At 72.2% G+C, this 11,860-nt stretch carries 11 protein-coding genes; 1 reads left to right on the forward strand and 10 read right to left on the reverse strand.

The annotated features are described in order from the left end of the window. Nucleotides 1-13 precede the first annotated feature (13 nt). The 9 genes from tpiA to ACZ4FH_RS11725 form a co-directional block, all read right to left on the reverse strand. Nucleotides 14-802: a triose-phosphate isomerase gene (tpiA, locus tag ACZ4FH_RS11685; protein ID WP_467304067.1), complete on the reverse strand. Its 789-nt coding sequence runs from the start codon at nucleotides 800-802 to the stop codon at nucleotides 14-16. Between the two features lie 6 nt (nucleotides 803-808). After that, nucleotides 809-2,020, reverse strand: coding sequence for a phosphoglycerate kinase (locus ACZ4FH_RS11690; RefSeq protein WP_467304069.1), 1,212 nt, complete (start codon nucleotides 2,018-2,020; stop codon nucleotides 809-811). Between the two features lie 109 nt (nucleotides 2,021-2,129). Further along, nucleotides 2,130-3,140 (reverse strand): type I glyceraldehyde-3-phosphate dehydrogenase, encoded by a 1,011-nt coding sequence (gene gap, locus ACZ4FH_RS11695; protein WP_073968324.1) that lies wholly within the window; start codon nucleotides 3,138-3,140, stop codon nucleotides 2,130-2,132. Nucleotides 3,141-3,398: 258 nt separating this feature from the next. After that, nucleotides 3,399-4,388, reverse strand: a complete 990-nt coding sequence (gene whiA / locus ACZ4FH_RS11700; protein ID WP_014045276.1) for a DNA-binding protein WhiA — start codon at nucleotides 4,386-4,388, stop codon at nucleotides 3,399-3,401. Further along, nucleotides 4,379-5,413, reverse strand: coding sequence for a gluconeogenesis factor YvcK family protein (locus ACZ4FH_RS11705; RefSeq protein WP_383643909.1), 1,035 nt, complete (start codon nucleotides 5,411-5,413; stop codon nucleotides 4,379-4,381). Before ACZ4FH_RS11705 ends, whiA begins: the two co-directional genes overlap by 10 nt. Continuing rightward, nucleotides 5,410-6,375 (reverse strand): RNase adapter RapZ, encoded by a 966-nt coding sequence (rapZ, locus tag ACZ4FH_RS11710; protein WP_467304071.1) that lies wholly within the window; start codon nucleotides 6,373-6,375, stop codon nucleotides 5,410-5,412. Before rapZ ends, ACZ4FH_RS11705 begins: the two co-directional genes overlap by 4 nt. Further along, complete coding sequence (uvrC, locus tag ACZ4FH_RS11715; protein ID WP_467304073.1) at nucleotides 6,372-8,432, reverse strand: excinuclease ABC subunit UvrC; 2,061 nt, start codon at nucleotides 8,430-8,432, stop codon at nucleotides 6,372-6,374. Before uvrC ends, rapZ begins: the two co-directional genes overlap by 4 nt. 197 nt (nucleotides 8,433-8,629) lie before the next feature. After that, on the reverse strand, nucleotides 8,630-9,511 hold the full coding sequence (locus tag ACZ4FH_RS11720; protein WP_467304074.1) for a hypothetical protein: 882 nt from the start codon (nucleotides 9,509-9,511) through the stop codon (nucleotides 8,630-8,632). Nucleotides 9,512-9,515: 4 nt separating this feature from the next. Next, the gene (locus ACZ4FH_RS11725) at nucleotides 9,516-10,148 is read right to left on the reverse strand and encodes a papain-like cysteine protease family protein (RefSeq protein ID WP_467304076.1); all 633 of its coding nucleotides are present in this window, start codon (nucleotides 10,146-10,148) and stop codon (nucleotides 9,516-9,518) included. A gap of 230 nt (nucleotides 10,149-10,378) precedes the next feature. On the opposite strand from ACZ4FH_RS11725, the gene ACZ4FH_RS11730 reads away from it, so the two are divergent. Beyond that, the gene (locus ACZ4FH_RS11730) at nucleotides 10,379-11,305 is read left to right on the forward strand and encodes a hypothetical protein (protein ID WP_467304078.1); all 927 of its coding nucleotides are present in this window, start codon (nucleotides 10,379-10,381) and stop codon (nucleotides 11,303-11,305) included. Nucleotides 11,306-11,335: 30 nt separating this feature from the next. Here the strand turns inward: ACZ4FH_RS11730 and ACZ4FH_RS11735 are convergent, their stop codons facing one another. Then, the gene (locus tag ACZ4FH_RS11735; RefSeq protein ID WP_467304079.1) at nucleotides 11,336-11,764 is read right to left on the reverse strand and encodes a Rieske (2Fe-2S) protein; all 429 of its coding nucleotides are present in this window, start codon (nucleotides 11,762-11,764) and stop codon (nucleotides 11,336-11,338) included. Between the last annotated feature and the right edge of the window lie 96 nt (nucleotides 11,765-11,860).

Raw genomic sequence — 11,860 nt, forward strand, 5'->3', positions numbered from 1 at the left:
CGCTACCGCATACTCACTGGTCGCGGAAGCGGACGATCTTGACGAACTCGTCGGCGTCCAGGGCGGCACCGCCGATCAGGGCGCCGTCCACATCGGGCTGCGCCATGATCGCGGCCACGTTGCCGGACTTCACCGAGCCGCCGTACTGGATGCGGACCGCGTCGGCCAGCTCCTGCGAGTACAGCTCGGCGAGGCGGACGCGGATCGCACCGCAGACCTCCTGCGCGTCCTCGGGGGTGGCGACCTCGCCGGTGCCGATGGCCCAGACCGGCTCGTAGGCGACCACGATGGACTCGGCCTGCTCGGCCGGGATGTCCTTCAGGGCGCCGTCGAGCTGCGCGAGGGTGTACGCGACCTGCTCGCCGGCCTTGCGGACGTCCAGGCCCTCGCCGACGCACAGGATCGGGGTCAGGCCGTGCTGGTACGCGGCCTTCACCTTGGCGTTGCAGACCTCGTCGGTCTCGCCGTGGTACTGGCGGCGCTCGCTGTGGCCGACGGCGACGAAGGTGCACTTCAGCTTGGCGAGCATGGCGCCGGAGATCTCACCGGTGTACGCGCCGGAGTCGTGCGCCGAGATGTCCTGGGCGCCGTACTTGATCTTCAGCTTGTCGCCGTCGACCAGCGTCTGCACGGAGCGCAGGTCGGTGAAGGGCGGCAGGACGGCGACCTCGACGGCGTCGTAGTCCTTGTCGGCCAGGGCGAAGGCGAGCTTCTGGACGTGGGCGATGGCCTCCAGGTGGTTGAGGTTCATCTTCCAGTTGCCCGCCATCAGCGGGGTCCGGCCGTGGGCAGTAGCAGTCATGAAAGGTCAGTCCTCCAGAGCGGCGAGGCCGGGAAGCGTCTTGCCCTCGAGGTATTCGAGGCTGGCACCGCCACCGGTCGAGATGTGTCCGAACGCGTTCTCGTCGAAGCCCAGGATGCGGACCGCGGCGGCCGAGTCGCCACCGCCGACCACGCTGAAGCCCGAGGAGTCGACGAGGGCCTGGGCGACGGCCCGGGTTCCCTCGGCGAAGTCGGGGTGCTCGAAGACGCCCATCGGGCCGTTCCAGAAGACGGTGGCCGCGTCGGCGAGCTTCGATGCGTAGAGCTTGTTGGTCTCCGGACCGTTGTCCAGACCCATCTGGCCGGCCGGCATGGCGTCGGCGGGGACGGTGTCGGGGTGGGCCGGGGCCTTGGCCTTGAGGTCGGGGAAGGCGGGCGCGACCACGACGTCGACGGGGAGCACGAACTCCACGCCCTTCTCCTCGGCGCGCCGCAGGTACTCCCGCACGGCCGGGATCTGGTCCTCCTGGAGCAGCGAGCTGCCGACCTCGTGGCCCTGGGCCTTGAGGAAGGTGTACGCCATGCCGCCGCCGATGAGGATGCGGTCGGCGCGCTCCAGCAGGTGGTCGATGACGCCGAGCTTGTCGGAGACCTTGGCGCCGCCGAGCACCACCGCGTACGGGCGCTGCACGTCCTCGGTGAGCTTCTTCAGTACGCCGACCTCGGTGGCGATCAGATCGCCGGCCGCGTGCGGGAGACGGGCCGGGAGGTCGAAGACGGAGGCGTGCTTGCGGTGCACGGCGCCGAAGCCGTCGCCCACGTACAGATCGGCCAGCTCGTCCAGCTGGTCGGCGAACGCGCCGCGCTCGGCGTCGTCCTTGGACGTCTCGCCGGGGTTGAAGCGCAGGTTCTCGATGACGGCGACCTCGCCGTCGGTGAGCGCGGCGACGGTGGCGCGGGCGGACTCGCCGACGGTGTCGGTCGCGAAGGCCACCTCGGTGCCCAGCAGCTCGCCGAGCCGGGTCGCGGCGGGGGCCAGCGAGAACGCCGGGTCCGGGGCGCCCTTGGGGCGGCCCAGGTGCGAGGCGACGACGACCCGGGCGCCGGCCGCGGCCAGCTTCCGCACGGTCGGCTCGACGGCGCGGATCCGGCCGTCGTCGGTGATGGTGGTGCCGCTGAGCGGCACATTGAGGTCGGCGCGGACGAATACCCGCTTGCCGGCGACCCCTTCGGCGAGAAGTTCGTCGATCGTCTTCATCTGTCTGGACTCCTTGGAGCGCGAGGGAGGCATGCGACGGGGCTCGAACGGCGCGCCGTTGCGCCGTTCGAGCCCCGTGCTCACATCGAGGTGCCTGCCGGACCGACGGTCAGAGCTGGCCGCCGACGAACACCGTCAGGTCGACGAGGCGGTTGGAGTAGCCCCACTCGTTGTCGTACCAGCCGAGGATCTTCACCGTGTTGCCCTCCTGGACCATGGTCAGGGAGGAGTCGAAGGTGCAGGACGCCGGGTCGCTGACGATGTCCGAGGACACGATCGGGTCCTCGGTGTAGTACAGGATGCCCTTCAGGTCGCCGTCGTCGGCGGCCTTCTTGAACGCGGCGTTGACCTCGTCCTTGGTGACCTCGCGCTGCAGGGTGACGACCAGGTCGGTGGCGGAACCGGTGGGGACCGGGACGCGCATCGCGATGCCGTCGAGCTTGCCCTTGAGCTGCGGGAGGACCAGGGCGGTGGCCTTGGCGGCACCCGTGGTGGTCGGGATGATGTTCTCGGCGGCGGCGCGGGCGCGGCGCAGGTCCGAGTGCGGGAAGTCCAGGATGCGCTGGTCGTTCGTGTACGCGTGGACCGTCGTCATCAGGCCCTTGACGATGCCGAAGTTCTCGTCGAGCACCTTGGCCATCGGCGCGACACAGTTGGTCGTGCAGGAGGCGTTGGAGATGACGTGGTGGTTGGCCGCGTCGTACTTGTCCTGGTTGACGCCCATCACGATGGTGATGTCCTCGTCCTTGGCCGGAGCCGAGATGAGGACCTTCTTGGCGCCGCCCGCGATGTGCTTCTCGGCGTCGGCCTTCTTGGTGAAGATGCCGGTCGACTCGATGACGATGTCGACACCCAGCTCACCCCAGGGGATGTCGGCCGGGTTGCGCTCGGAGAGCACCTTGATGGTGTGGCCGTCGACGGTGATGGTGTCGGCGGTGTGGCTGACCTCTGCCTTCAGACGACCCAGGATGGTGTCGTACTTCAGCAGGTGGGCCGTGGTCGCGGTGTCACCCAGGTCGTTGACAGCCACGATCTCGATGTCCGCACCCTGCTCCAGCAGCGCGCGGAAGTAGTTACGACCGATGCGGCCAAAGCCGTTGATGCCTACGCGGATCGTCACGAACCGATCTCCTCGTTAGGTACGCCGGTTTTCGACGCCGGCGAGTTGTATGGGATGTCCCCGACCGCCTACGACCCTACCCTTCCGAGGCCTCCGGGGTGACATCGAGCGGGGCCGTAAGAACACCGCGGGCCCGTACTCCCCAGTAGGGGTACGGGCCCGCGGCGTTCCGCTCCCGGCGGCCGGTGCGGTCACACAGCGTCAACGTCGGCCGGTGCGCGGCGCGTTCCCCTCCGGACCGGCCGGAGAGGGCCGCACTCAGCCGACCAGACCGTCGGCCATCTCTTCGCTGAGAGTGGATTCCGTTCCCGGGATGCCGAGGTCCTGGGCGCGCTTGTCGGCCATGGCGAGCAGCCGGCGGATGCGTCCGGCGACGGCGTCCTTGGTGAGCGGCGGGTCGGCCAGGGCGCCCAGCTCCTCCAGCGAGGCCTGCTTGTGCTCCATGCGCAGCCGGCCGGCCGCCGCGAGGTGCTCGGGGACCTCCTCGCCCAGGATCTCCAGGGCGCGTCCCACCCGGGCCCCGGCGGCGACGGCTGCGCGGGCGGACCGGCGCAGGTTCGCGTCGTCGAAGTTGGCGAGCCGGTTGGCGGTGGCGCGGACCTCGCGGCGCATCCGCCGCTCCTCCCAGGCCAGCACCGACTCATGGGCGCCGAGCCGGGTGAGCAGGGCGCCGATGGCGTCGCCGTCGCGGACGACGACCCGGTCCACCCCGCGCACCTCGCGGGCCTTCGCCGCGATGGAGAGCCGGCGGGCGGCTCCGACCAGGGCGAGCGCGGCCTCCGGACCGGGGCAGGTCACCTCCAGGGAGGAGGAGCGGCCCGGCTCGGTGAGCGAGCCGTGGGCCAGGAACGCGCCGCGCCAGGCGGCCTCCGCGTCGCAGGTGGCCCCCGAGACCACCTGCGGGGGAAGGCCGCGGATGGGGCGGCCGCGGCCGTCCACCAGGCCGGTCTGGCGGGCCAGCTGGTCGCCGCCCGCCACCACCCGTACGACATAGCGCGAGCCCCGGCGCAGCCCGCCGGGGGCCATCACGATCAGCTCCGAGCTGTGCCCGAAGATCTCCAGGATGTCCCGCTTGAGCCGGCGCGCCGCCATCGCGGTGTCCAGCTCCGCCTCGATCACGATCCGGCCGCTCACCAGGTGCAGCCCGCCCGCGAACCGGAGGATCGCCGAGACCTCCGCCTTGCGGCAGCAGGTACGGGTCACGGGAAGCCGGGAGATTTCGTCCTTCACCGCTGGCGTCATCGCCATGGGCCGATCCTTCCATGCATCCGAAAAATACGGTCGTACGCGGCGGCCAACAGCTCCGGATCATGAATCGGAACGCCGTCGGGTGAGGCCACGGGCGCCAGCTCGACCGCGGCGCCGAGCCGTTTGGCGGCATCGGCGAGGGACTCGCGGTCGGGCACGGCGGCCTCGTCGGCCAGCACCACGTCCAGGGCGAGTTTAGGGGCGTGTCGTCCCAAAACCTCCAAATGACGCTGCGGAGAGAAGCCATCTGTTTCACCGGGTTGCGGTGCGAGGTTCAGCGAGAGGACCTTGCGGGCCTTGGTCTCGACGAGCGCGTCCAGCAGTTCGGGGACGAGCAGATGCGGAATGACCGAGGAGAACCAGGAGCCGGGGCCGAGCACCACCCAGTCCGCGTCCAGCACCGCGGCGACCGCCTCGGGGACGGCCGGCGGGTCGGCGGGGACCACGTGCACCGACTGGACCTCGCCGGGGGTGAGCGCCACCGTGGCCTGGCCGCGCACCGTGTCCACGTCGTCCGGGCGCTCGGGGTCGTGCCCCTTCACGAGCGCCTGGAGCTCCAGCGGCACGGCGGACATCGGCAGCACCCGGCCGTGCGCGCCGAGCAGCTTGCCGACCAGGTCGAGGGCCTGGACGTGGTCGCCCAGCTGCTCCCAGAGGGCGACGATCAGCAGATTGCCGACCGCGTGCTCGTGGAGGTCGCCCTTGGACTGGAAGCGGTGCTGGATGACCTGGGCCCAGGTCTGGCCCCATTCGTCGTCCCCGCACAGGGCGGCGAGCGCCTTGCGCAGGTCGCCGGGCGGCAGGACGCCCAGCTCCTCGCGGAGCCGGCCGCTGGAGCCGCCGTCGTCGGCGACGGTGACCACGGCGGTCAGGTCCCCGGTGATCCGGCGCAGCGCGGTGAGGGAGGCGGACAGGCCCATGCCGCCGCCGAGGGCGACGACCTTGGGCTGTGCGCCGCGCTTGCGGCCCAGCGGCGAGGGGACTCCCCTGCGCAGCCGGCGCAGACGCATGTTGCGACTGGTCACTCGCGCCCCATGTCCCGGTGTACGAGCACGGTCTCGATCCCCTCCGTGGCGAGCCGGGCCGCCAGCTTCTCCGACATGGCCACGGACCGGTGCTTGCCCCCGGTGCAGCCGACCGCGATCGTCACATAGCGCTTGCCCTCGCGGCGATAGCCGGCGGCGACGAGCTGGAGCAGTTCCGTGTACTGGTTGAGGAATTCCTTGGCGCCCGGCTGGTCGAAGACGTACGAGGACACCTCCTCGTTGAGTCCGGTGAAGGGGCGCAGCTCCGGGACCCAGTGCGGGTTGGGCAGGAAGCGGCAGTCCACCACCAGGTCGGCGTCGACGGGCAGCCCGTACTTGAAGCCGAAGGACATCACCGTGGCGCGCAGCTCCGGCTCCTCGTCGCCGGCGAACTGGGCGTCCATCTTGGCGCGCAGCTCGTGGACGTTGAGGCCGGAGGTGTCGATCACCAGGTCGGCGTCGCCGCGCAGCTCGCGCAGCAGGTCGCGCTCGGCGGCGATGCCGTCGACGATGCGGCCGTCGCCCTGGAGGGGGTGCGGGCGGCGGACCGACTCGAAGCGGCGGACCAGGGCGTCGTCGGAGGACTCCAGGAAGACGATGCGCCGGGTGACGCCCTTGGACTCCAGGTCGGCCAGGGATTCCCGCAGGTTGTCGAAGAAGCGCCGGCCGCGGACGTCGACGACGACGGCGATCCGGGCCACATTGCCCTGCGAGCGGGCGCCGAGCTCCACCATGGTGGGGATCAGCGCGGGCGGCAGGTTGTCCACGACGAACCAGCCGAGGTCCTCCAGACACTTGGCGGCCGTGCTGCGTCCGGCGCCCGACATGCCGGAGATGATCACCAGCTCGGGGATGGCCACCGTGCTGTCGCCCGTCTCGGTCGGGGTGCCCGTACTCACGTGTGCTGCTCCGTCTGCTCGGTCTGTGCGGTCGTGCGCGTGTTCATGGTCGTGCTCGGTCATGTCGTGCTGCCCCCGTCGTCCTCTTCCATGATCTCTCCTGTCGCCGTGTTCACGGCGGGCGCGGCCGGGGCGGCCGAGGCGAGGGCGGCCGCCACGGACTCCGCCGTCCGGCGGCCTATCCCCGGAACCTGGCAGATCTCGTCGATTGTCGCCTGCCTCAGCTTCTTGACGGAGCCGAAATGCTTGATCAGAGCCTGTTTCCGGGTGTCGCCGAGACCGGCGACCGCGTCCAGGGGGCTGGACCGGATGCGCTTGGCCCGTTTGGCGCGCTGGTAGGTGATGGCGAAGCGGTGCGCCTCGTCGCGGACGCGCTGGAGGAGGTAGAGGCCCTCGCTGGAGCGGGGCAGGACGACCGGATCGTCGTCGTCGGGCAGCCAGACCTCCTCCAGGCGCTTGGCCAGGCCGCAGACGGCGATGTCGTCGATGCCCAGCTCGTCCAGGGCCCGCTTGGCCGCCGCGACCTGGGGCTGTCCGCCGTCGACCACCAGGAGCTGGGGCGGGTAGGCGAAGCGCTTGGGCCGGCCGTCGTCCTCGCGGGGCTCGCCGGAGCCGGTGTCCCCGTCGTCGGGCTCCCCGGCGGGCACGGGGCCGGTCGGGGCGGGGCCGGTGGCGGGCACCTCCGTGGTCTGCGGGTTCTCCTCCCACTCCCCCAGCCGCTCCTTCTCCTGGAGGTAGCGGCGGAAGCGGCGGCTGATCACCTCGTGCATCGAGCGGACGTCGTCCTGGCCCTCGAAGCCCTTGATCTGGAAGCGGCGGTACTCCCCCTTGCGGGCCAGACCGTCCTCGAAGACGACCATCGAGGCCACGACGTCGTCGCCCTGGAGGTGCGAGATGTCGAAGCACTCGATCCGCAGCGGGGCGGAGTCCAGGCCGAGCGCCTCGGCGATCTCCTCCAGGGCCCGGGAGCGGGTGGTCAGGTCGGAGGCGCGCTTGGTCTTGTGCAGGGCCAGGGCCTGCTGCGCGTTGCGCTGGACCGTGACCATCAGGTCCTTCTTGTCGCCGCGCTGCGGGACGCGCAGGCTGACCTGGGAGCCCCGGCGGCCGGCCAGCCACTGCGCGACCGCGTCCGGGTCCTCGGGCAGGGCCGGGACCAGGACCTCCTTGGGGACGGAGTCGCCGCTCTCCTCCCCGTACAGCTGCTGGAGCGCGTGCTCGACGAGGCCGGAGGTGTCGACGTTCTCCACCTTGTCCGTCACCCAGCCACGCTGGCCGCGCACCCGGCCGCCGCGCACGTGGAAGATCTGGACGGCGGCCTCCAGCTCGTCCTCCGCGACGGCGATCAGATCGGCGTCGGTGGCGTCGGCGAGGACGACGGCGCTCTTCTCCATGGCGCGCCGCAGCGCCTCGACGTCGTCGCGCAGCCGCGCCGCGCGCTCGTACTCCATCTCCTCGGCCGCCGCCATCATGTCCTTCTCCAGACGGCGGATGTAGGTGCCGGTGCGGCCGGCCATGAAGTCGCAGAAGTCGTCCGCCAGTTCGCGGTGCTCCTCGGGGGTGACGCGGCCGACGCAGGGGGCCGAGCACTTCCCGATGTAGCCGAGGAGGCAGGGGCGGCCGGTGCGCGCGGCGTTCTTGAACACACCGGCGGAGCAGGTGCGTACGGGGAAGACCCGGAGCATCAGGTCGACCGTCTCGCGGATCGCCCAGGCGTGCCCGTACGGACCGAAGTAGCGCACGCCCTTCTTCTTGGCGCCGCGCATGACCTGGACGCGCGGGAACTCCTCGTTGAGCGTGACCGCGAGGTAGGGATAGCTCTTGTCGTCCCGGTACTTGACGTTGAAACGGGGGTCGAACTCCTTGATCCAGGAATACTCCAGCTGGAGCGCCTCGACCTCGGTGGCGACGACGGTCCACTCCACGGACGCGGCCGTGGTCACCATCGTGCGGGTGCGCGGGTGGAGGCCGGAGAGGTCCTGGAAGTAGTTGGCCAGGCGCTGGCGCAGGCTCTTCGCCTTCCCGACGTAGATCACCCGGCGGTGCTCGTCGCGGAATTTGTAGACCCCCGGGGAGTCGGGGATCTGTCCCGGCTTGGGGCGGTAGCTGGAGGGGTCTGCCATGGTCCCCACCCTACTTGCGGGCAGTGACAGCGCGGGTGCCCCGGAAGGGAGCCGCGCCCGGGGCACGCGGTGGGGTCGCGTGCCCGGGGCGCGGTGCACCGGGGAGGCGCGGACCGCGCCGCCGTCGCGGGGACGGCGGTACGGTCCCGGGCGTCACGGACCGGCGGTTCACCGGCCGTGACGTCGTGGACCGGAGGTCATCCGGTGCGGCGCCGGCGGCTCAGGCGCAGGGCCGCCGCGCCGCCCAGGGCGAGCAGTCCGGCCGCTCCGGCGGCCGTCGCGGTGGCGGGGACACCGTCGTCCGGGGTGCCGGAGCCGGGCGCGGAGGCCGCGACGGCCGGGCCGGAACGGGCGCCCGGGGACGCGGCGGGCGGGCCGTAGCCGCCCGCCTTGCCGGAGCGGGCGTAGCGGGAGCCGGGGAGCTTGTCGGCGTAGGCGGCGCGGACCCGGGTGCGGTAGGCGGCGAGCGTGGTGCCGTGCGCGCCGACGGCCTTCACGGCGTCCTCGTCGAGCGGGAGCACCCGGCCGCCCTTCTGGACGTACCAGGCGTCGATCTGCGGTTCCCGGAAGACGGTGCCGCCGGGCAGGGCGCGGGCCCCGGCCGCCGCGTAGCGGGTCTCGTCGTCGCCCGAGGCGATGTTCACCACCTGCCAGTCCCCGTTCCCGTCGGGTGCGGGCAGCGTCCAGAGCGACGCCTTCTGCCCGTCCGAGGAGACGGCGGTGCTGGCCAGGTAGTCGAGGGCGGCGACGGGCGCCCCCGGCTCGCCCGCGACGAAGGCCGCGTTCAGGCTGCGCACGGGCACGGTCGCGCCCTCGACGCGGGGTGCGGCCGCCGCCCTGCTGACGGCGCCCTCCCGGGCGAAGAACCGGGACAGGGTGTCGAGGGTGGCGCTGTCGGTGGCGGCCTCGTGGGCGGCCGCCAGGGCCGCCGGGGTGGCCGAGGGGCCCCGGGACGAGGTGCCGTCGACGGCCGCCGCCTGCGGGGCGGCGGTGAGCAGGGCGGCCCCGGCCAGCAGGCCGCCCGCGAGGACGGCGGCGGCGACGGGGCGCGCACCGCGTGCGCTGCGGAGGGAGGTCATGCCGTCACGCCCCGATCCGGTAGAGGGAGTGGGTCCAGGAGAACTCGCTGTTGTTCACGTACCAGGCGTGTGAGGCCCAGTTGTAGCGGTTGCTGGAGGGCCAGGGATCCCCCCAGTAGACCCAGCTCCCGGAGTCGTCGTAGCCGTACAGGACGTGCATGTGGCCGCCGCCGGAGGACCACTGGATACGGGTCTCCACCGGGCGGCCCGCGGCGATCTCGGCCTGCACGGTCGGGTAGCGCAGCCAGCCGTTGACGTACGAGCCGGGGTTGATGCCGGCCCAGTACAGACCGTTCTGGACGTTGTCGAGGGCGGCCTGCGAGTTGGGGCACTCGTAGCCCTGGGCACGGCCGAAGGCGGCGTTGCAGAACTGGTTCTGCGAGTAGGAGCGGCCGAACCAGGTGGCGATGGTGTTGCCGGAGGCGGCCCAGCACCAGTTGCTCTTCTGCTGGGCCTGCATGGTGATGTTCAGGCGCTGGGCAGCGGCGAGGGCGGCCGGCGCGGCGGCCGTGGTGCGGTCGGCGGCGGTGCGGTCGGCGGCGGTGGCGGTCGCGGTGACCGCGGGGGCGGTGAGCAGCAGGGCGGCGAGTACGACGGTCACCGACCGCCGCGGTCCTCGTGCTCTTCGGTTGCGCATGGTGATCCTCCCGTGGTGGGACGGGGTGGGGGTTTCAGGAGCGCGTCCGGACGCTGTCGAGGAGCATCAACCGTTGTCGGGAACGGGTCAACGCGCTTCAATGCGGGGGAACACCGCGGTGTGAACGGCGGCGGCGGGTGCGTGAACGCCCTGCCCCGCCCACCTGCGGACCCGCAGTCCCACGGCGCGGCCGCTCGCCCGCCCGTCGTGAACGTTCACCTGGAGGACCCATGCAGCACACCGAGGCCGAACTGGCGCAGGTGCTGCACACCGGCCCGTTCCATCTGGCGCTGCGCACCGCGCTCTCGGTGCGCGGGCTGCCGCTCCAGCGGGTGCAGCACCATCTCGCGCACCGCGGGGTCAGGGTCGGGGTGACCAGTCTCAGCTACTGGCAGCAGGGCGCCCGTCGCCCGCAGCGTCCGGAGTCCCTGCGGGCCGTGAAAGCGCTGGAGGAGGTGTTGCGGCTGCCGGAGAACTCACTGCTCGGGCTGCTGGACACCGGGGAGTCCCGTGCCGAGTCCGAGCGCCCGCCGGCCCGCTCGTACCGCTCGCTGGTGGAGGGGTCCGGGGCGGTGGAGCGGCTGCTGGCCGCCATGGAGTCACCGGCGGACGGCGGGCTGCACACGGTCGGGCACCAGGAGCGGGTGCGGATCGGGCCCGGCCGCCGGATGCAGCGCCGGACCTCGCAGCACGTCGTACGCGCGCATCGCGACGGGGTCGACCGCTATCTCGCCGTCTACCGGGGCGATCCGGGCTGCGATCCCGCCCGGGTCGTGGTGACCGCCCGGGAGAACTGCCGGACCGGACGGGTGCGCTGGGACGCGGAGTGCGGGGTGCTGGTCGCCGAGTTGCTCTTCGACACCCGGCTGCGGGCCGGCGAGACGTATCTCTTCGGCTACGGCTTCGAGGACGGCACGGGCGGGCCGTGCGACGAGTACGTCCGCGGTTTCAGCTTCGGCGGCGGGCAGTACGTGCTCCAGGTCGGCTTCGACGAGGCGGCGCTACCGGTGCGGTGCCGGCGCTTCGCCCAGGTCTCGGCGGGGGCCCCGCGCGGTGCGCGCTCCGATCTCACGCTCACCGGCCGGCACCGGACGGTGCACCTGGTGGAGCAGGGGGTGCGTCCGGGGCTGGTCGGGATCGACTGGGACTGGGAGTGACCGGCGCGGAACCGCCGTGCGCGGGACGTCTCAGGCGTCGGGACCGGCGACCAGCCTGCCGCCCTCGACCCGGACCGGGACGGAGGGCAGCGGGACGGTCGCGGGGCCGTGCAGGGCCTTGCCGGTGGTGGTGTCGAAGAGGCTGCCGTGGCAGGGGCAGTGGCCCTCGTTCTTCTCGACCCGGTCCAGCAGGCAGCCCGCGTGGGTGCACTGGGCGCTGAAGGCCTTGAACTCGCCCTTGGCCGGGCAGCTGACGATGACGCGCTGCTCGCGGTAGAGCTTGGACTGGCCGACCGGGACCTCGTCCGGGGCGCCGAGCTCGACCGGTGCGGTGGGGGTCGGCGACTCGGCGTGGCCCAGCTTGGAGTCGGTCGAGCAGGCGGCCGCGCCGAGACCGGCGACGCCCGCGAGGGCGGCGCCCTTCAGCACGGTGCGGCGGGCGGCGGGCTGGCCGGACATGCGGTCTCCACGGGTCTCGGGGCTGCGGGTCAGGGGGTCGGCGATGTCCGGGCACCTCGGGCGAGGGCGGCATCGGTGACGCAACCGACGATACCG

The organism is Streptomyces sp. NPDC024555 (assembly GCF_055559335.1).

Bases quoted from the DNA above. Each gene is read 5' to 3' on its own strand.
- rapZ (WP_467304071.1), bottom strand. From the start codon at position 6,375: ATGACCGAGCACGACCATGAACACGCGCACGACCGCACAGACCGAGCA.
- ACZ4FH_RS11720 (WP_467304074.1), bottom strand. From the start codon at position 9,511: ATGACCTCCCTCCGCAGCGCACGCGGTGCGCGCCCCGTCGCCGCCGCC.
- tpiA (WP_467304067.1), bottom strand. From the start codon at position 802: ATGACTGCTACTGCCCACGGCCGGACCCCGCTGATGGCGGGCAACTGG.
- ACZ4FH_RS11735 (WP_467304079.1), bottom strand. From the start codon at position 11,764: ATGTCCGGCCAGCCCGCCGCCCGCCGCACCGTGCTGAAGGGCGCCGCC.
- uvrC (WP_467304073.1), bottom strand. From the start codon at position 8,432: ATGGCAGACCCCTCCAGCTACCGCCCCAAGCCGGGACAGATCCCCGAC.
- ACZ4FH_RS11725 (WP_467304076.1), bottom strand. From the start codon at position 10,148: ATGCGCAACCGAAGAGCACGAGGACCGCGGCGGTCGGTGACCGTCGTA.
- ACZ4FH_RS11730 (WP_467304078.1), top strand. From the start codon at position 10,379: ATGCAGCACACCGAGGCCGAACTGGCGCAGGTGCTGCACACCGGCCCG.
- ACZ4FH_RS11690 (WP_467304069.1), bottom strand. From the start codon at position 2,020: ATGAAGACGATCGACGAACTTCTCGCCGAAGGGGTCGCCGGCAAGCGG.
- whiA (WP_014045276.1), bottom strand. From the start codon at position 4,388: ATGGCGATGACGCCAGCGGTGAAGGACGAAATCTCCCGGCTTCCCGTG.